We start from the raw sequence: 19080 nt of genomic DNA, 5'->3' as shown, positions 1-19080 counted from the left end.
GATAACGTTGATCTTCCACGAAACCGAGTCCGTAGTCGCCTATGTTCACCAGAACCCTGCTGTGTGTGGCTGTCACCTGCACCATGTCTTCCGCCTTCGCCGACACTGTCTGGTTGAAAAACGGCGACCGTATCACCGGTACCATCAAGGTATTCGATGGCGGCAAGCTGATGGTCGATACCGCTTACGGTGGGTCTATCCCGGTGGACATGAAACAGGTCAAGACCTTGCAAAGCGACCAGCCGCTGCTGGTACGCCAGGACGCGAACGATGACGAAGTCATCAATTCGCTCAAGCCCTCGGACGAAGGCAAGGTCGTGCTATCCAGTGGAGACGCGCCCCAGACCGTGGAACTGGCCAGCATTCACCAGCTGATGAAGCCCAAGCCGCTGGTGCAAGACCTGAACTGGAAGGGCAACATCGATGCCGCCATGGACTTCAAGCGCGCCGATACCAATACCGACGACTACAACATCGGCTTCAAGACCACAGCCCGTCATGGCCAGTGGCGCCATATCGCCGACGGCGAGTACAACCGCGAAGTGGAAGACGGCACGACGGGTACCGACAACTGGGGCATGGAGTACTCCCTGGACCGCTTCCTTACGGACCAGTGGTACTGGCAGGGCCGCCTGAACTACAAGCACGACAACATTGAAGACATACGTCGCCAGCGCACCGTGGGTACTGGCCCAGGCTATCAGTTCTGGGACAACGAGCTGGGAGCGTTCTCCCTGGGCAGCCTGGTCAACCGCACCGACTACCTGTTCGCCGATGACTCGAAGGAGAACTTCTACTCGGTGGCTGTGAAGTGGGATTACAACCGCTACCTCATTGGTAAAACCGTCGAGTTCTTCACCACAGGCGAACTGGGGCGGCCTTTGAGCAACGTTGCGGACTACAGCCTCGATGCCGAGGCAGGCCTGCGCTACAAAGTGACCGAATGGGCCTCGCTCAACCTCAAGTATGAGAAGGATGTGGTCACCGGTACGACCAATGGCAACAACCTGGACAGCAGCCGTTACACCGCTGGCTTCGGCGTAACCTGGTAATACATCACCCGCGCAATACCTGGAAACACCTGCGCCAGCCCAGCACTGGCGCGGCTTTCAGGGCTTGTTGAAAGTAATGTCACAAGCGTTGGCTTGAAATGAGGCGTATCGTCGTCACATATGCAGGTGACTTTCGCCGAGGATAGTTCGATGCGTGCGTTTCTGGTGTTGCTGCTCCTGTTTCCTGTGCTGGAGCTTTACGTTTTCTTCAAGGTGGGGCAGGCCATAGGCTTCTTCCCGGCCTTGCTGCTGATCATCGCGGGTTCTGCAATAGGGGTGCTGGTACTTCGGGTCGCGGGCCTCGCTACCGCCCTGCGAACGCGGGCCAGCCTGCAAAGCGGAGAGCTGCCGGCCCAGGATATGCTCAACGGCGCAATGGTGGCCGTGGGTGGCCTGCTGTTGATCATTCCAGGGTTCATCAGTGACCTTGTTGGCCTGTTCTTCCTCTTGCCCATGACTCGTCGAGTGATGGCTGACAAGCTCAGTGCCCGTACCCAGGCACATGTGATGCGCCAGCGTTCGTTCACGGATGCAGGGCCAGGCGTGCCGCCACAGGGCGCCCGGCAGCCAAATGTGATTGAGGGCGAATACGAACATCGCGATTCCTGACCCCTGGCTTGTAGCTCTATTACGCCTCCGTTTTCGGGGGCGTAGTGCATTCTGGGCGACAGAAAAGGCAAAAAATTTTTCAGGGCTGGCCTTGCAATCCAGGTGCACGGCCTTATGTATGGGTCACCGCAAGGTTCCGGCGCGAATGCCGGTCAATAATCTGCGTTGGGCCTATCGCGCAACGCGACCGGCGATAGCCGGACTGCATCAATGGGCCGGGTGAACCTGGCCGATGAACAACCATAATTAGGAGAGATCGACAATGAAGCTTCGTCCTCTGCATGACCGCGTCGTCATTCGCCGCAGCGAAGAAGAGTCCAAGACCGCCGGCGGTATCGTTCTGCCAGGTTCGGCTGCCGAGAAACCCAACCGTGGTGAAATCGTTGCAGTTGGCACCGGCCGCGTTCTGGACAGCGGTGAAGTACGTGCCCTGGCGGTCAAGGTCGGCGACAAGGTCGTATTCGGTCCTTACTCGGGTAGCAACACTGTCAAGGTTGATGGCGAAGACCTGCTGGTCATGAGCGAGAACGAAATCCTCGCCGTCGTCGAAGGCTAAGTGCCCGCACTGGCCTCCCGTCATCCCTTCTGCTTACAGGAAAACCATCATGGCTGCTAAAGACGTAAAATTCGGCGATTCCGCCCGCAAGAAAATGCTGGTTGGCGTTAACGTTCTGGCTGACGCTGTCAAAGCGACCCTGGGCCCGAAAGGCCGCAACGTTGTACTGTCCAAGAGCTTCGGCGCACCGACCATCACCAAGGACGGCGTTTCCGTTGCCAAGGAAATCGAACTCAAGGACGCCTTCGAGAACATGGGCGCCCAGCTGCTGAAAGACGTAGCCTCCAAGGCTAACGACGAAGCAGGCGACGGCACCACCACCGCTACCGTTCTGGCTCAGGCCATCGTTAGCGAAGGCCTGAAGTCTGTCGCAGCTGGCATGAACCCAATGGACCTCAAGCGCGGCATCGACAAGGCGACCATCGCCATTGTTGCCGAGCTGAAGAACCTGTCCAAGCCTTGCGCCGACAATAAGGCTATCGCTCAGGTAGGTACCATTTCTGCCAACTCTGACCGTGCCATCGGCGACATCATTGCCGAAGCCATGGAAAAAGTCGGCAACGAAGGCGTGATCACCGTTGAAGAAGGCTCGGGCCTGGAAAACGAACTGTCCGTTGTAGAGGGCATGCAGTTCGACCGCGGCTACCTGTCCCCTTACTTCGTGAACAAGCCGGACACCATGGTGGCCGAGCTGGACAACCCGCTGCTGCTGCTGGTTGACAAGAAGATCTCCAACATCCGCGAACTGCTGCCAGTTCTGGAAGCCGTTGCCAAGTCGGGCCGCCCGCTGGTTATCGTTTCCGAAGACGTTGAAGGCGAAGCGCTGGCCACCTTGGTGGTGAACAACATGCGCGGCATCGTTAAAGTGGCAGCCGTCAAGGCGCCTGGCTTCGGCGACCGCCGCAAGGCCATGCTGCAGGACATCGCCATCCTGACCGGTGGTACTGTGATTTCCGAAGAAATCGGCCTGACCCTGGAAACCACTACCCTGGAACACCTGGGCACCGCCAAGCGCGTGACCATGACCAAGGAAAACACCACTGTTGTTGATGGTGCAGGTTCCAAAGAAGACATCCTGAGCCGCGTTTCCCAGATCCGCGCCCAGGTTGCCGATACCTCGTCCGATTACGATCGCGAAAAACTGCAAGAGCGCCTGGCCAAGCTGTCTGGCGGCGTTGCAGTGATCAAGGTTGGCGCTGGTACCGAAGTTGAGATGAAAGAGAAAAAGGCCCGCGTTGAAGACGCCCTGCATGCTACCCGTGCAGCCGTTGAAGAAGGCGTGGTACCTGGCGGTGGTGTTGCCCTGGTACGTGCTCTGCAGGCCATCGTTGACCTTAAAGGTGACAACGAAGACCAGAACGTGGGTATCGCATTGCTGCGCCGTGCTGTTGAATCGCCGCTGCGCCAGATCGTGGCCAACGCTGGCGACGAGCCAAGCGTCGTAGTAGACAAGGTCAAGCAAGGTACCGGCAACTACGGTTACAACGCGGCAACCGGCGAGTACGGCGACATGATCGAAATGGGTATCCTGGACCCAGCCAAGGTCACCCGTTCCGCGCTGCAAGCAGCATCTTCCATCGCTTCGCTGATGATCACCACCGAAGCCATGATCGCTGACCTGCCGGAAGACAAGGCAGCTGGCGGCATGCCAGACATGGGTGGCATGGGCGGTATGGGTGGCATGGGCGGCATGATGTAAGCCAGCCTCACCTCGCTCCATGAGGCCCTGCCGGTAAAACGACAGGGCCAGCGTCAAGACAAACCCCTGCCTACGTGCAGGGGTTTGTCGTTTCTACGGGGTGCCTTTCTTCCAGCGCACCGCATTGGCCCTGTAGGAGCCTGCGAAAGCGGGCGAACCAGAGCCCTCAGGCGATCCTGAATAGGCGGTAAGCGCCCCTATCCCACCACCTCAACAGCTCCGCTAAGGGTAGCGACCGGCCGCCGGTACAACACCGCACAATAGGCCCCAAGGCAGATCCACCAGCAGAACACGGCCGTCCACACATTGTGGGAAAAGAAGTGTGCACCCTGAAGCATGCGGCCTACGGAAAAGATGACCCCTAGCCCCAAGGCAAAACCGAAGGCGTAGCGCGCCAGCCGCGGCCGCCGGTCACGCAAGGCGAAATAGAGCGCGAACAGTGTAAAGCCTGTGGCGGCATGGCCTCCCGGCCAGCAGCGGCCAGGGCTGTCGGTTACCGGCCGGGTGTCGAACACTTTGCTGTAGGTTTCGGTGCCGCCGAACTGCGTCAGGCTCCAAGGGCACTGCACAGCCGTAAGGGCTTTCAACGGTGTGACGAAACTGGTCGAGAGGGCCATCGACAGCACCACACAGCCCAGCTCCCTGCGCCACGGTTTGAGCTGGCGCACAACAAAAGCCCCTGCAAATGCCAGCAACGCGAACAGGGCAATTGCGATCACGGCCTGCTTGGCCCGGTCGTGCAATACGTTTTCCAGGAACGCACTGTGCCGGCCAAGGAATTGGCGTGCACGGCTGTCATAGGCCATGCGCGCCATCCACATGTCCAGGTTGGTGAATTCGAGCAACAGCAGGCCTACCACCAACAGCGCTGGAATACCCAATGCAAGTGGCCAGTTGAGCGGGCGGGAACGATGCAACACCATGGTGCCTCCAAATACTGGGCAAGGGCCGGATGGCGCCATACTGTGTCCGTGCATGCGTGGCAGTGGCGTCAAGCCGGTGTGAAAATTTCGGAGTGACGTTTACGCTGGCCGAAGGCAGCAAACAGGGGGTAAGCTGCCCCCCGCTTCAGGCCGTGCAGCGTTCACAGAGGAAACACCCATGCGCATTCTCGTGGTGGAAGACAACCGCGACATTCTTGCCAACCTGGCCGATTACCTTGGCCTCAAAGGCTATACGGTCGATTGTGCCCAAGATGGCCTGTCGGGGCTGCACTTGGCAGCCACCGAGCATTACGACCTGATCGTGCTAGACGTGATGCTGCCCGGTATCGACGGTTTTACCCTGTGCAAGCGGCTGCGCGAAGACGCCCGCCGTGATACGCCCGTGATCATGCTGACGGCGCGGGACCAACTGGATGATCGCCTGCAAGGCTTCCGGCATGGGGCAGACGACTATCTGGTCAAGCCCTTTGCTCTGTCGGAATTGGCTGCTCGGATCGAAGCCGTGATGCGGCGTGCTCAAGGCGGCGGCCGGCGAACCTTGCAAGTGGGTGAACTGCAATACGACCTGGACACCCTGGAGGTGACCCGCGAGGGCAAGTTGCTCAAGCTCAACCCTGTAGGGTTGAAGCTGCTGGCGGTGCTGATGCAGAAAAGCCCACACGTGCTACGGCGTGAGGTGCTGGAAGAAGCCCTGTGGGGAGACGATTGCCCGGACAGCGACAGCCTGCGCAGCCATGTGCATCAGCTGCGGCAAGTGATCGACAAACCCTTCGCCAAGCCGTTGCTGCATACCGTCCACGGTGTGGGCTACCGCCTCACCGAGGGGCGTGATGGAGTTTAAGCAAAGCCTCGCCCAACGGATCATCATCGCCTTTGCCTTGATGAGCGCATTGGTGGCTGGCGCTTTCGCCGTCGGTATCGTGGCCACTGTGCACCTGGTGGAAGAAAAGCTGATCTCTTCAGGCCTTGGAGGGGACCTTCAGCGCCTGCTGCTGATGGACACCATGGACGACTGGAGCCACCGGCCAGAGCCGGACCAGCTGTTCTATTTCAGCGATGGCCAAGGGGACTTCGCCCTTCCCAAGGACCTTCGGCACCTTTCGGCAGGGTTTCATGAGGTGTTTCGTGGAGACCTGTCCTACCACGCCATGGTCGAAATCGTAGATGGCCGGCGGTATGTGCTGCTTCAAGACCAAAGTGATTTCGAGGAGCGCGAGCGCATTCTGTTCGCCGTGGTTCTGGTGGGTTTCGTACTCAGCCTGGCGCTGGCCGGCTTCTTGGGCTGGGTACTGGCTCGCCGCGTGATGGCGCCGGTGATTCGCCTGGCCCGGCAAGTGCGGCACCGGGACCAGCTGCTGGGGCTTGCTCCACCCCTGGCGCCAGACTACGCCCAGGATGAAGTAGGGCAGTTGGCTGTTGCGTTCGACGCTACCCTGGGGCGGCTGCGCCAGGCGCTCACCCGCGAGCGGCTGTTCACCAGCGACGTGAGCCACGAATTGCGAACCCCCTTGATGGTGCTGGCCACGTCCTGCGAACTGTTGCTGGCCAACGATAACCTGGACACCCGCGCCCGTGCCCAGGTTGAGCGTATTACCCGTGCCTGCGAAGAAATGCGCGAACTGGTTCAAACCTTCCTGATGCTGGCCCGTGCACAGCGCAATGAAACCATGGGCGCCCAGACCACCCTAGGTAAAGTGGCCGACGACCTTGTGGCCCAATGGCAGCAACCCATCGCGCAGAAGGGTTTACGCTTGGTTTATGAACGGGGCGAACCTGGGGATCAGCACTTTAACGCCACCTTCCTGCATACCGTGATGAGCAACCTGTTGCGTAATGCCTTGCACTACACCGACCAGGGCTTCATTCGCCTGAGCCTGAACCAGGAAGGGTTCAGCGTCGAGGATTCGGGGGTTGGTATTCCCGAAGAGAAGCGCGAAGCCATGTTCCAGCCGTTCGTACGCGGTAATGAAAAGCGTGGAGAAGGCCTTGGGCTGGGCCTTTCACTGGTGCAGCGCATCTGCGATGACCAGGGCTGGGTAGTCACCCTCACCGCGAATGAGCCCCACGGTTGCGCGTTTCATGTAGTGCTGGGGCCGACGTCTCCCGTACACCCTGTGCGCTGAAACGTATTTTCAGACAGCGGCGTATTGAAACATCTGGCAACAGCAAGTTCGGCCTGTTAACGTCCATGACGGTTTTTTCACGTTTAGATGACTGGTCGATGACCTCCTGGCACCTAATGTGCGCACAGGTTTCAGGAGGTTCCAATGACCAGCCCCATCAAGCTTGAATTTTCCGAAAAATACGACGAAGCCCACGCGCAGCGTTATTTCCAAAAGCATCAGGACGGCTTGTCACGCCGCCTGTCACACATGCGCGATGTGCAGCTGGCACGCAAGGCGCTCGAACTGGCCGGCGATCCTAGCCTTGTTCTGGACCTTCCCTGTGGCGCTGGGCGCTTTTGGCCCATGCTGGCGGAAAAGCAGAACCGGGTGATCATCGGAGCGGACAATTCGCCAGACATGGTCGCCACGGCTTGCAGGATGCAGCCCAATGACGTAGTGGAACGCGTGCGGCCCATGCAGACGTCAGCCTTCGACATTGATTTGCCGGACAACGCGGTAGACAGCATTTTCTCCATGCGCTTGATGCACCACATCGGAGAGTCCAGCCATCGGCTGGCGATGCTGCGCGAGTTTCATCGTGTCACTCGGGATTCAGTCATTTTGTCGTTGTGGGTAGATGGCAATTTCAAAGCCTGGAAGCGCCAGCGTTCAGAACACCGCCGTACCCGTCGTGGTGAAGGGGCGGCTTACCAGAACCGGTTCATGTTGCCAGCTGCCACGGTCGAGGCCGAGTTTGCCCAGGCAGGTTTCAGGCTTCAGGAACGTTTAGATTTCTTGCCGCTGTATGCCATGTGGCGAGTGTATGTATTACGTAAGGAGTGAGGACCATGGCAGTACAACCGGCAAGCGAACTCAACCAGCCCAGCGGGCCTTCCGGGTTCGATCACTACTGGCGTACCAAGGGCGAGTGGGTAGAGGAGCCCAATCGGCGGCGGGGCGGTGAAAGCGGTGTGCAGCGTGTATTGCTGGGCACAGATCACCTGATTTACGTCAAGCGCCAGGTGGGCCACATCTACCGCTCGCCTTTGCATCCTTTTGGCCGCCCTACCGTGTTGCGCGAGCGGGATGCCTTGCAAGGCTTGAGCAAGTTGAATGTGCGCGTTCCCAAGCTGTTGTTCTGCGATGCTCAACGTGACACGGCGCTGGGCTGGAAAGCCTTGTTGGTAACCGAGTCCCTCGACGGGTTCGAGGAGATTACTCAGTGGTATGAAAAAGGCGGCCGTGAACGTTACGGCGAGGCGGTGCACGACCAGTTGCTCAAGGACCTGGCCGATAACCTGGCCCGCATGCACCAGGGGCGCTGGCAGCACAGTTGCTTGTATATCAAGCACGTATTTGTGCGGGTAGTGGAAGGTGCCAGTGGCCTGCGCGCTGAGGTGGCACTGCTGGACCTTGAAAAGTGCAGGCGCCGCTTTACTGCCGCAGCCGCTTCCCAGCACGACATGAAGCAATTGCGCCGCCATTCGTCGTTCAGCAAAGCGGACTGGACCAAGCTGGTCTACTTTTATGAGAACGCGTTTGGTAGCGTTGTCAAAGGGTTAGAGCGATGAACCTACACATTGCACGAAGTTTGTTTCTGCTGGGCTCACTGGCAGTGGCGACTGCAGCGTTCGCGGCATGGGACGAGCCACGCCCCGGTGTACTACGCGCCGAAGACGGCCAGGGGTTCTGCGTGTTCCCGCGAGCCCAGAAGGGTGAGGCTGCCTCAGCGGTTCAGCCAAGCCACAACGCCCTGCTATTTATGTTTGGGCTGACCCAGGGCCTGCGCTCCGGCGCGTGAAGCGCTTCCCCTAGTTCGCAGGCTTCGCCAGCTCCCACAGTATGCAGAGGCCGGGAACTGCGGCGTGAAGCGCCCTATCCAGTTCGCAGGCTTCGCCAGCTCCCACAGTATGTATCGGGGGGCATGTAGGACCGGTCGTAGCCAAAGGCGGAGGCCAGGAACCTGCGGCGTGAAGCGCTCTCCCCAGTTCGCAGGCTCCGCCAGCTCCCACAGGATGCGTCGGGGGGACATGTAGGACTGGTAGTAGCCAAGGGCGGAGGCCGGGAACCTGCGGCGTGAAGCGCTCCCCCCAATTCGTAGGCTTCGCCAGCTCCCACAGTATGCGTCGGGGGTATGTAGGACTGGTCGTAGCCAAAGGCGGAGGCCGGGAACCTGCGGCGTGAAGCGCTCCCCCAATTCGCAGGCTTCGCCAGCTCCTACAGAGGGCTGGGCTGAATGCCTACAGCCCAACCACCTGCACATGGTTATCCCAATAAGCCGAAGGCAGGTCCAGGGGCGTACCTAACCATTGCCCTGAATGGGCACTGTAATAGCGGCAGCGCCCTTGGCCGGATGTCACCACAAACCCCCCATTCACCGCGGCCACACCGGCGCAGTCCGGCATAGGCGCATCCACCTTTACCTCAGCCGTGTCTAGGTGCCAGACGAAAAAGCGGTTCGAGCGCGGTGCGGTAATAGCCACCAGCCGCAGTTCGTCGTTGATCGCAACGCTGGCCGTGTAGTGCCCCATCGAGCGTAATTGTGCGTCGCTTACTGGGAAGGGCACGAACGCCTCCCCGGGCCGCTTGATCGCCAGCAACGGCGCCACTTCCTCTGCACTGCCCATGAATTGCTGGCATGCCGCCACGGTGCCGTCGTGGGCAATCGCCAAGTGCCGGATGCTGTTCATAGGCTGGGCCAAGGTTTCCTTACTGATCAGGGTGCCGTCCCGGTGCATCAGTACAAGGCTGGGCGCCATGGCGTTCAGGTTCATGTCTACACGGCTCTCAGCTTCAGTCCGGATGCCGCCGTTGGCAATCACCAGGGTTTCGCCATCGGGCATCCAGGCCAGCTCGTGGGGCCCGATGCCATGGGTCGTCAGCTCACCAGCAAAGGTTAGGTGTTCACCCGTGAACCGGTACAGGCCCACCACGCCTCTGCCTGGCTCAGTGGTGTCATTCTCGGTGGTGTACAGCCACTCCCCGCTGCTGTGAATCACGGCATGGCCATAAAAGTGCCTGCCTGGCCGGGCGTACAGGGTTTGCACCAGCCGGCCCTCACGCAGGTCAAGCAGGTAGCACTCAGTGCCCGGCCGCCTTGCGACGAACAATGCCAAAGGCTGCGAAGGGTGCTCGATGATGGCATGGCAGCGTTGGGACACCGGCGTGCTGAACGCCACACGCCCATCCAAACGGTAACCTACCGCGTAGTGACCACCTTGCGCGTCATCACGCGCAGACAGCAGCAAAGGTGTTGCGCCCCGGTTGCCGGCCAGCCGCCAGCCTCCCAATTGCAAGGCGCCGGTGAGCCGGCCAACCAGTGCCGAAAGCGAACGTGGCCACATGTCAGTCACCGTCGTTGGCATTGAAGCCCAGTTGAATGTTGAGTGCCCGGGCCAACTCGCCTTCGTGCAGCCGGTGAACCGTGTTCAGGCTGTCGTAAAGGTGGTTGAGCGTCTGCAGGCCGGCGGGGTCGGCCAGCAGTTCAGTCAGGGTTTTGGTGTTGTCAGCCAAGGCCTTGCCAGCTACCGCATAGGCGGCATCGATTTTCTGTGCCAAAGGCTTCTGGTCATCAGGTAGCAGGTTGCGCAAGCCCTTGCCGTCCACGCCGTTCCACACGGCTTGGGCCGCATTCAAGCTGGCTTGCAGGCTTTTCAGGGACGACTGGCTGCGCCAGGCTTCGGCCTGGTAAGGCTGAGGCACGCCTTTGCTCTGGCGGCCCATAGGGGCGCCGAGTTTTTTCTTCAAGCTGTCCAGCGCGGTAACCTGCGCACGCAGCAGGTCTGCAATGGCTTCGTGAGCATCGGCATAGCGTTGGTTGGGGAAGGTACTCAGCTGCGAGAGCATGCCGTCGTTACGCTTCCAGCCTTCGAGTATGTCCTCGGCCAAGGCTTTCTGATGGGCGCCAATGGCCACTAGCAGCGGGCAGTAGCTGGCCTTGCGTGCGCTGTCGGCCACTTCCGGCTTGCTGTCGAACAGGATGTATTCGTAGGCGGAGAGTCCTTGAACCACCACACTGGCCTTGGCCAGGGAGGCCGCGTCTACCGCGCCGCCCGCCACCAGTTGTTCGACCTGGCGGCCTACGAGGTTTTTCTTGTCCGGCCAGAACTGCACGGACCAGGGGCGATTACCTTCGGCCAGTGGGCCGATCAATAGGGGCTGCAAGGCCGCCCAGGCTTTCTGGGCAGCGAGGAAGTCTGCACGGGCCTTGTCCAGGCTTTCGGTGCCCTGGCAGAACGCCAGGGCGCTTTGGGCCAACTGGCGGTCGGCGTCTACCCACTGGCTGTAAGTAGGCAATATGACTTGTTTGGCCAGGGCGGCGCTGGTCACGGCCTGCGGGTCCTGAGGGGCACAGGCCCCAAGGGCCAGGGCGGCGAGGCTGGTGAACAACAGCTTGGGACGGAACATGAAAGGCTCCAGGGTAAAAGGGTAGGAATGTTATAGGGATTCGAGAAAGGCCACCAATGCCGCGCGCTCGCTGGCATCAAAGCCCAGTACATGAGCCTTGGCCTCGGCAGCTTCGCCGCCGTGCCACAGCACCGCTTCAAGGGGGGAGCGTGCACGGCCATCGTGCAGGAAGCGCCCACGGGGGTTCACGGTGCTCGACAGGCCCAGGCCCCACAGTGGCGGTGTGCGCCAGTCCTGCCCCCGTGCTTCGAACTCGCTATGGGCATCTGCCAGGCCGGGGCCCATATCATGCAGCAACAGGTCGGTATACGGGCGGATCACCTGGTTGGCCAGCTCGGGTTCGGCGGCATCGGCCCGCGTACGGTACTGGGGCACATGGCAGGTTTGGCAGCCGGCTTGATAGAACAGGGCCTTGCCCTGCAGCACCTGCGGCTCACCTTCGCCACGGCGCGCTGGCACACCCAGGTTGCGGCTGTAGAACAACACCAGGCGGCGAATATTGTCACTGACCTCGAAAGGTTCTTCGGCGCTCTGGTTGCCATTGATGGCCTGCAGGCAGGCCGCTTGGGCTGGCGTACAGTCGTCGTTCAGGTGCACTGAGGAGGTGATCCCCAGGTCGCCTGCAAAGGCATGGGCATTTTGCTGGTCCACGGTGGGCTGCGCCGCTTTCCAGCCGAACCGGCCAACAACCTGCTGCCCGGTAACATCGTCAAACACGCGGTTGGGCCGCCCTTTTACCCCGTTGCCAGCAAGGGCCTGGGCGCTTGCCGTGTCCAGAAGGGCCTGTTCCGGAATGGCCTCCAGCAGGCCCAGCCCGATCATCGGCGGGGCAATGCGGGCCGACATCCGTACCTCAGGGGCCAGTGCGCCGTAGCCCAATTGATCGATTCGCAGCCTAGGCTTGCGCAGCTCTACCGTAAAGCCATCTGCAAAGGTGACGGGCACGGGGTCATAGTCCACACGCACACGACCTTCGGGTGCCACACCTGGAATGGCCATGTCCTGTAGCTGCATGCCGTATACCGGCTCCGGTGTAAAGCCAAGCCGGCGTACAACGTCCAGGTCAGGATCAACCGTGGGCACAGACAGCCGTACCAGCATGGACACGGCGTTGGTGGCACCGGGCTCAGGTGGCTGGCCCCGGCCATCGCGAATGTGGCAGTTCTGGCAGGCGTTGGTATTGAACAGCGGCCCCAGGCCGTCACGCGCCGTGGTCGTGGAGGGCGCGATCACCCATGGGTTGCGAAAGAAGCTGTTGCCCACGCTGAAATCCACCCGGCGGGCCGGGCTCAGGTTGGCAGAGGGCAGGGCATAGGCGTTCACATCGGTGCGTTGTACGGTCGCTGTGCCGCCGGACAGGCGCTCACCTGGCTCGGGCTGGGTGAAACGGGGCGCCTGGTCGCACGCCGCCAGTGCAGCGCACAGTACCGTCAGCAACAGTGGCAAACGAAGCGGCATTGCGAACATCGGAACAACCTGTGCTGCAAAGATGCAAAAGCGAGCCACTGCAGGGCAGGGCTCGCCAGTAGGGCGGCCTTGAAGGCCTGCGATCAGAACTCGTGTTCAGCGTTGTCCGGGTTCAGGTCGGTGATACCCAGCTTGCCCGAGGCCTGCTCGATGGCGCCGGTCTGCTTGACCAGTGCACCAATAGCGTCCCGTACGATCTGGTTGCCGGCGGTATTGCCTGCAGCAATTAACTGGTCGAAGTGTTCACCCTTGTTGGCGTGGTCCACGATCACCTGCATCTTGGCTTCGGTATCGGCCAGGTCGGCCTTCAGGGCGTCATCCGTGGCGGGGTCGATCTTGGCCACCAGCGACGACAGGCTTGGCCCGGTCAGGCGTGTGCCGTCTGTGCGCACGTACTCGCCCAAGTACACATTGCGAATACCCTTGGCGTTGTAGAAGGCCGAATTGTGGGTGTTGTCGCTGAAGCAGTCGTGTTCGTCTTCCGGCGAATTAGCCTCCAGTGCCACCTTCAACCGTTCGCCTGCCAGTTCGCCCAAGGACAGGCTGCCCATGCCGAACAGCATTTTGCGCAGGCCACCGTCCACCGGCTCGGCTTCCAGGCTGGCGCGGTAATTGTCTGCTACGTTTGGCTTCCAGTTGCCCACCATTTCAGTGAGGTCACTGACCAGCAGGTCGGTGGCTGCCTTGAGGTAGGCGCGGCGGCGGTCGTTGTGGCCACCGGTGGCACCCTTGCCTTCGAGGTAGTCGCTGGCGGGGCGGTTGCCGGCGCCTGGGCCTGTACCGTTGAGGTCCTGGCCCCACAGCAGGAACTCGATGGCGTGGTAGCCAGTGGCGACGTTTGCCTCCGAGCCTCCCAGTTCATTGAGGCTGGCCAGTTTCTCCGGCGTGATGTCTTTTACGTCTACCTTGTCCTCGCCCACCTGGACCTGGGTGTTGGCGATGATGTTGGCGGTGGCGCCTGGGTTGCCCAAGGCCGGCTCGTAGCCCTTGGCGACGTAATCGATCAGGCCTTCGTCCAGAGGCCAGGCGTTCACTTGGCCTTCCCAGTCGTCGATGATGGTATTGCCGAAGCGGAAGGCTTCACTTTGCAGGTAGGACGGGCGAGCGGCCAGCCAGGCATCCCGTGCCGCTTTCAGGGTGTTGGCGTCAGGCTTGGCCAGGAAGGCGTCCACAGCACCTTGCAAGGTGGTGGCAGTAGTGAGGGCATCGCTGAACACCGCATACACCATCTCACTGTAGTGGGCGACCACAGCCTTGGCCGCGGTTTCGTCCAGGGCAACGGCCGCTGGCGTAGCGCTGGCGTTGGTGGCTGCAGGCGTGGAATGCTGAGCAGCGGCTTTTTCCTTGTCGCTGTCACCGCAACCGGCGAGCGAAATGGCGACAGCCAGGAGACTGGCAACCAAGGGCGTACGGATCATGGGCAATTCCTGCGTCAAAGTGGCGATAGGCGCCCGTGGCGCCGAACGAAGCGGGCCACATGATGCGAAGGATTTGCATTTGATGTAAAGGGCCGGGTGAAAAATAATTCATGGGCCCGGCAGGTTCACAGTGGCAATGAGCTAGCGCGTTCCGCTTGCTTGAGGAAGGCTAGCAATTCTCTGGCCGGCAATGGGCGGGAATAATAGTAGCCCTGGCCCTCATGGCACCCCTCGGCAATGATATAGGCCTCCTGCTCGGCGGTTTCCACCCCCTCGGCGATCACCTGCATGCCCAGGCTTTTGCCCAGCTGGATCACCGCACGCACAATGGTAGCGTCGTCTTCGTCGTCCAACAGGTCCTTCACGAAGCTCTTGTCGATCTTGATCTTGTCCAGCGGCAGCGAGCGCAGGTAGCCCAGCGACGAATAGCCGGTGCCAAAGTCGTCGATCGCAATCAGCGCGCCCGAGCGGCGCAAGCTCAGCAAATGCTGGGCAGCCGTGCTGATGTCTTCCATCAGGCCGGTTTCCGTGACTTCCAGCTCAAGGCTGCGCGGTGGTAGGCGGTAGGTTTGCAGGATATTGCTCACAACCCTAGGCAGTTCGCTGTGGTGCAGTTGCACAGTAGAAAGGTTCACGGCCATGCGCAGGTGGGTATAGCCTTGGTCATGCCACTCACGCAGTTGCTTGCAGGCCTGGTCCAATACCCACTCGCCAATGCCCACGATAGTGCCGTTCTGCTCGGCCAAGGGGATGAACTGGTCAGGTGGGATAAAGCCGAATTCAGGGTGCTGCCAACGTATCAGGGCTTCCACCCCTACAATGCGATGGTCCCGGTAGCTGATCTGCGGTTGGTACACCAGGAACAGCTGGTTACCCGCCATTGCATCGCGCAAGGCCTTTTCCAACTCACGGCGACGGCGCATTTCACTGTCCACGCTGGCCACGTAGAACTGGTAACGGTTGCGCGACCGGGTCTTGGCCAGGGTCATGGTCTGCTCGGCCTTTTGCAGCAGCTTTTCGGTGCTGTCCCCATCTTCGGGGAACAAGGTGATGCCAATGGTGGCACGCAAGCGAATTTCCCGACCGTCCAGCGCAAAGGGCGCGGCCAGATCATCCAGAATCTGCTGGGCGAGGGCGGCTGCTTTGTAGGGCTCTTCGATATTGGCCTGCACCAGGGCGAATTGGTCGCCACCCAGCCGGGCCAGTGCGCCCAGGCGCCCGCTATGGGCCCGCAGGCGGTCTGCCGTGGCCAGTAGCAATTGGTCCCCGGCCTGGTAGCTGAACTGCTCGTTCACCCCTTTGAAGTCATCCAAGCCCACACAGATCACGGCCACTCGCCGTTGCAGGCGGGCAGCATCGATCAGGATCTGGTCCAATTGCTGCTGAAGCTGAAGGCGGTTGGGCAAACCGGTCAAAAAGTCGTACTGGGACATGCGCAACAGGCTGTCCTCGGCTTCGCGGCGCAGGGTGGTATTGCGTTCGATCGAGGCCAGCAACTGGTTCGAGGTGCGTACCCATAGCCCCAATTCGTTGTGTTCGTGCCCCGGAGGCACCGGTAACTGGTATTGGCCTGGCCGGTCTGGCGTGATTTCGCTCAGGTGCTGCAGCAGGCGCGACAGTGGCTTGGTCAGCAGCCAGTGGTAGATCAGGTACAGCACCAGGCCCATCAGCATGGCGCGCAATACGCCGGACACGAACAGCACCCCAGAGCTGCGTACGAACTCGTCCCCGTAGGTAACGGTATCAAGGGTGATGTTCAGGTCGCCGTAGTACTCACTGTACGGCGGGTGGCCCACCAGCCGGATGCTGAACGAACGCTCTTGGCCCAAGGCCGGGTCGGTCAGCCAGCGGGTGGGCGAAGCCGTCAGTGGGCGTTCGCGGCTGGCCAGCATCTCATCACCGGGGTAGCCGATGGACGCCGCACGCACGGCCGGGTCCTGGAACAGGCCTTCGATCACCTGCATGGCCATTTCCTTGTCCAGGCTGTAGACCGCCTGGGTGGAAGGGTCCTGGAACATGTCAAGGATGCGCTGGGCGTCTCGGGCGATCATATGGCGGGTTTTATAGGCATCCAGCACAATCTGCCCACAGCTGAGCGCCACACCTACGATAAGCGTCGAGAGTAGTACGATCCTCAGCAGTTTCAGCGATAAGCTGTGCTTGAGTTTCACCTTCAAAGGAAGATTCCTTGTTCCGAGCGCGCGGTACTAGTCGGCCGAGTATTGGCAAAACCAGGGGTGACCGTCAAAGGGTTCGAGCAGATTCAAGACGCGGCGTGCCACGCAGCCGACGAAAAAAGTGCGTCACCTCTGTATCGGAGCGTAGCGAGGGAACTTGAGGGGGAGTGGCCAAAACCTGCCCAACGGTAAGGGCAGTGTGCTGAAGCGCTAAAACCAGGAGGGTGTAAGCCCGCGAACCGGAGAGTTCGCGGGTGATGCAGCTGGGCAAAGCGTTACGCTTTGAAGGTGCTGCCTTCGAACTGCTCGGCTACGAAGGCCCAGTTCACCACGTTCCAGAACGCTTCGACATATTTCGGGCGAACGTTGCGGTAGTCGATGTAATAGGCGTGCTCCCACACATCGCAGGTCAGCAAAGGCGTGTCGCCACTAGTGATAGGGTTGCCGGCGCCAATGGTGCTGGCCAAGGCCAGGGAGCCGTCAGGTTTTTTCACCAGCCAGCCCCAGCCGGAGCCGAAGGTGCCGATAGAGGTTTTACTGAACTCTTCCTTGAATTTTTCGAACGAACCGAAAGCCTCGTTGATGGCCTCGGCCAGCTTGCCCGACGGTTCACCGCCGCCGTTGGGCGACAGGCAGTTCCAGTAGAAGGTGTGGTTCCAGACCTGGGCGGCGTTGTTGAAGATGCCACCGGACGAGGACTTCACGATGTCTTCGAGGGTTTTGCCTTCGAATTCGGTGCCTGGAACCAGGTTGTTCAGGTTCACGACGTAGGTGTTGTGGTGCTTGTCGTGGTGGAATTCCAGGGTTTCCTTGGAAATGTGCGGCTGCAGGGCATCGTGTGGATAGGGCAGCGGCGGCAGTTCAAAAGCCATGTGAAACTCTCCTAGTCAGGCTGTTGCATTATGCGCAAGGCCGATCACGGGCGGCCGTGGCTGCACCCGCAGGGCGGGCACAGGCCGAGGATCATAGCACCCGTGGCAGGGCATCACCACGCGCCAACGTCAGGCGCTAGACACTGCGCGCAGGCCAGGCGCGCCTAACCGCGGATCAGCTGCACCGCCACTGCGAACATCATCAGGGCGACACACAGGTCCAGCACCCGCCACGTGGCCGGGCGCGCCAGCCAGGGCGCCAACCAGGCAGCGCCCAGTGCCAAGGTGAAAAACCACACCACCGATGCGCTGGCGGCCCCTGCTACATAGGCCTCCGGTACGGCCTGGCGCGCGCCGACACTTCCGATCAGCAACACCGTGTCCACGTACACATGGGGGTTGAGCAGGGTAACGGCCAGTGCGCTGAGCAGCACGGCCTGGCGCGAGCGTGGCGCCTGGTTGGCAGCCGCTAGGGCCTGCCGTGAACAGGCACGGCGCAGGGCGCAGTAGCCATACCACAACAGAAACGCCGCGCCGCCCCAGCGGGCAGTGGCTAGCAGAGTAGGGCTTTGGGCAAGTACGGTGGCCAGGCCGAATACCCCTGCGCTCACCAGCAGCACATCACACAGCACACACAGGGCTGCCACAGGCAGGTGGTGTTCACGCCTGAGGCTTTGAGCCAGCACAAAAGCGTTCTGTGCACCGATGGCAATGATCAGGCCGATCGCGATGATCAGCCCGTTAAGGTAACTCTGCAGCATGATCTGTCTCCCTTGAATAGGTGACAGTTTGCGGGCCCGTAAGCTATAAGAAAAACACATCTTGCTCATGAGGCATTAGCAGAACTGATGTTCGATTACAAACTGCTGTCGGCGTTGGCCATGGTGATCGAGCAGGGAGGCTTTGAACGCGCGGCCCATGTACTGGGCCTGTCGCAGTCGGCGGTATCCCAGCGCATCAAGCTGCTGGAAGCGCGGCTGGGTGAACCGGTGCTGGTTCGCGCCACACCGCCCATCCCGACCCCAGTAGGCCGCCAGTTGCTCAACCACGTGCAGCAGGTTCGGTCGTTAGAGCATGACCTGCGCGACGCTGTGCCCCGCCTGGACGACAGCACGCTGCCAGAGCGCTTGCGTGTGGCGATCAACGCCGACAGCCTGGCCACCTGGTGGGCTGATGCCGTAGCCAGCTTTTGCCAGGAGCGCGGGGTACTGCTGGACCTAGTCGTCGAAGATCAGGACGTGGGGCTGCGGCGCATGCGGGCTGGCGAAGTGGCCGGCTGCCTGTGTGCCGAGGCGCGGCCGGTGGCAGGCGCCCGCAGCGAAGCCTTGGGGGCCATGCGTTACCGGGCGGTGGCTACCCCGGCGTTCCTGGCGCGTCACTTTCCTCATGGCTTCACCGCACCTCTGCTAGCCCAGGTACCCGCGTTGGTCTACGGGCCCGATGACCTGCTGCAACACAGGTTCATGGCGTCATTGGGGCTCGATGGAGGGTTCGCGCACCACTTGGTGCCTTCCTCGGAGGGCTTTGTGCGCATGACTGAAGCGGGCCTGGGCTGGGGGTTGGTGCCTGAGCGGCAGGTGCAGGTGCAACTGGCCAGCGGTACGCTGGTGGAACTGCTGCCAGACCGGCCCAGCGATATTCCGTTGTACTGGCACCATTGGCGCAATGGCGGCAAGCTGCTCGCCGACCTGACCACCGAACTGGTAACCGCAGCGGGCCGTGCCTTGGTGCCGCTGGCAAGCGTCGGCCCTGTGGACGTGAACACCTGATGAGC

General features: G+C 61.0%; 18 protein-coding genes. 10 read left to right on the top strand and 8 right to left on the bottom strand.

Annotated elements, in window-relative coordinates:
* Positions 1-41: 41 nt before the first annotated feature.
* The 4 genes from HBH25_RS10650 (at position 42) to groL (ending at position 3916) form a co-directional block, all read left to right on the top strand.
* Positions 42-1052, top strand: a complete 1011-nt coding sequence (locus HBH25_RS10650; RefSeq protein ID WP_168083896.1) for a DUF481 domain-containing protein — start codon at positions 42-44, stop codon at positions 1050-1052.
* A 150-nt stretch (positions 1053-1202) separates the two neighbouring features.
* Positions 1203-1661 carry an FxsA family protein gene (locus HBH25_RS10645; RefSeq protein WP_168083895.1) on the top strand — a complete coding sequence of 153 codons (459 nt, stop codon included), beginning with the start codon at positions 1203-1205 and terminating at the stop codon, positions 1659-1661.
* 262 nt (positions 1662-1923) lie between these two features.
* Positions 1924-2217, top strand: coding sequence for a co-chaperone GroES (locus HBH25_RS10640; RefSeq protein ID WP_028696642.1), 294 nt, complete (start codon positions 1924-1926; stop codon positions 2215-2217).
* Between the two features lie 49 nt (positions 2218-2266).
* Positions 2267-3916, top strand: coding sequence for a chaperonin GroEL (gene groL / locus HBH25_RS10635; protein WP_168083894.1), 1650 nt, complete (start codon positions 2267-2269; stop codon positions 3914-3916).
* Positions 3917-4113: 197 nt separating this feature from the next.
* Here the strand turns inward: groL and HBH25_RS10630 are convergent, their stop codons facing one another.
* Complete coding sequence (locus HBH25_RS10630) at positions 4114-4839, bottom strand: phosphatase PAP2 family protein (RefSeq protein WP_168083893.1); 726 nt, start codon at positions 4837-4839, stop codon at positions 4114-4116.
* 178 nt (positions 4840-5017) lie between these two features.
* On the opposite strand from HBH25_RS10630, the gene HBH25_RS10625 reads away from it, so the two are divergent.
* From HBH25_RS10625 to HBH25_RS10605, 5 genes are all read left to right on the top strand, one after another.
* Positions 5018-5701 carry a response regulator transcription factor gene (locus HBH25_RS10625; protein ID WP_168083892.1) on the top strand — a complete coding sequence of 228 codons (684 nt, stop codon included), beginning with the start codon at positions 5018-5020 and terminating at the stop codon, positions 5699-5701.
* Complete coding sequence (locus tag HBH25_RS10620; protein WP_168083891.1) at positions 5691-6983, top strand: sensor histidine kinase; 1293 nt, start codon at positions 5691-5693, stop codon at positions 6981-6983. The genes HBH25_RS10625 and HBH25_RS10620 overlap by 11 nt, the downstream gene beginning before the upstream one ends.
* A gap of 144 nt (positions 6984-7127) precedes the next feature.
* Entirely contained in the window at positions 7128-7808 is a 681-nt protein-coding gene (locus HBH25_RS10615) for a class I SAM-dependent methyltransferase (RefSeq protein WP_168083890.1), read from the top strand.
* 5 nt (positions 7809-7813) lie between these two features.
* Positions 7814-8536: a lipopolysaccharide kinase InaA family protein gene (locus tag HBH25_RS10610; RefSeq protein WP_168083889.1), complete on the top strand. Its 723-nt coding sequence runs from the start codon at positions 7814-7816 to the stop codon at positions 8534-8536.
* A complete protein-coding gene (locus tag HBH25_RS10605; protein ID WP_168083888.1) occupies positions 8533-8766 on the top strand; it encodes a hypothetical protein in 234 nt (77 codons plus the stop codon). Before HBH25_RS10610 ends, HBH25_RS10605 begins: the two co-directional genes overlap by 4 nt.
* A 439-nt stretch (positions 8767-9205) precedes the next feature.
* On the opposite strand, the gene HBH25_RS10600 is transcribed toward HBH25_RS10605, so the two are convergent.
* The 7 genes from HBH25_RS10600 to HBH25_RS10570 form a co-directional block, all read right to left on the bottom strand.
* Complete coding sequence (locus HBH25_RS10600) at positions 9206-10309, bottom strand: DUF1513 domain-containing protein (protein WP_168083887.1); 1104 nt, start codon at positions 10307-10309, stop codon at positions 9206-9208.
* A gap of 1 nt (position 10310) precedes the next feature.
* Positions 10311-11372 (bottom strand): imelysin family protein, encoded by a 1062-nt coding sequence (locus HBH25_RS10595; protein ID WP_168083886.1) that lies wholly within the window; start codon positions 11370-11372, stop codon positions 10311-10313.
* A gap of 30 nt (positions 11373-11402) precedes the next feature.
* Entirely contained in the window at positions 11403-12839 is a 1437-nt protein-coding gene (locus tag HBH25_RS10590) for a di-heme oxidoreductase family protein (protein ID WP_168083885.1), read from the bottom strand.
* A gap of 83 nt (positions 12840-12922) precedes the next feature.
* Complete coding sequence (locus HBH25_RS10585; protein WP_168083884.1) at positions 12923-14257, bottom strand: imelysin family protein; 1335 nt, start codon at positions 14255-14257, stop codon at positions 12923-12925.
* Positions 14258-14382: 125 nt separating this feature from the next.
* Complete coding sequence (locus HBH25_RS10580; RefSeq protein WP_168083883.1) at positions 14383-16434, bottom strand: putative bifunctional diguanylate cyclase/phosphodiesterase; 2052 nt, start codon at positions 16432-16434, stop codon at positions 14383-14385.
* A 275-nt stretch (positions 16435-16709) separates the two neighbouring features.
* Positions 16710-17306: a superoxide dismutase gene (locus HBH25_RS10575; protein ID WP_168083882.1), complete on the bottom strand. Its 597-nt coding sequence runs from the start codon at positions 17304-17306 to the stop codon at positions 16710-16712.
* Between the two features lie 164 nt (positions 17307-17470).
* Positions 17471-18067: a LysE/ArgO family amino acid transporter gene (locus HBH25_RS10570; RefSeq protein WP_168083881.1), complete on the bottom strand. Its 597-nt coding sequence runs from the start codon at positions 18065-18067 to the stop codon at positions 17471-17473.
* An 87-nt stretch (positions 18068-18154) separates the two neighbouring features.
* Between HBH25_RS10570 and HBH25_RS10565 the strand changes: the two genes are divergently transcribed.
* Positions 18155-19075: a LysR family transcriptional regulator ArgP gene (locus HBH25_RS10565; protein ID WP_168083880.1), complete on the top strand. Its 921-nt coding sequence runs from the start codon at positions 18155-18157 to the stop codon at positions 19073-19075.
* Positions 19076-19080 lie beyond the last annotated feature (5 nt).

The sequence above is a fragment of the Pseudomonas quercus genome, assembly GCF_012033695.1.
Lineage (GTDB): Bacteria > Pseudomonadota > Gammaproteobacteria > Pseudomonadales > Pseudomonadaceae > Aquipseudomonas > Aquipseudomonas quercus.
This window is presented reverse-complemented; position numbering and strand designations above follow the sequence as displayed.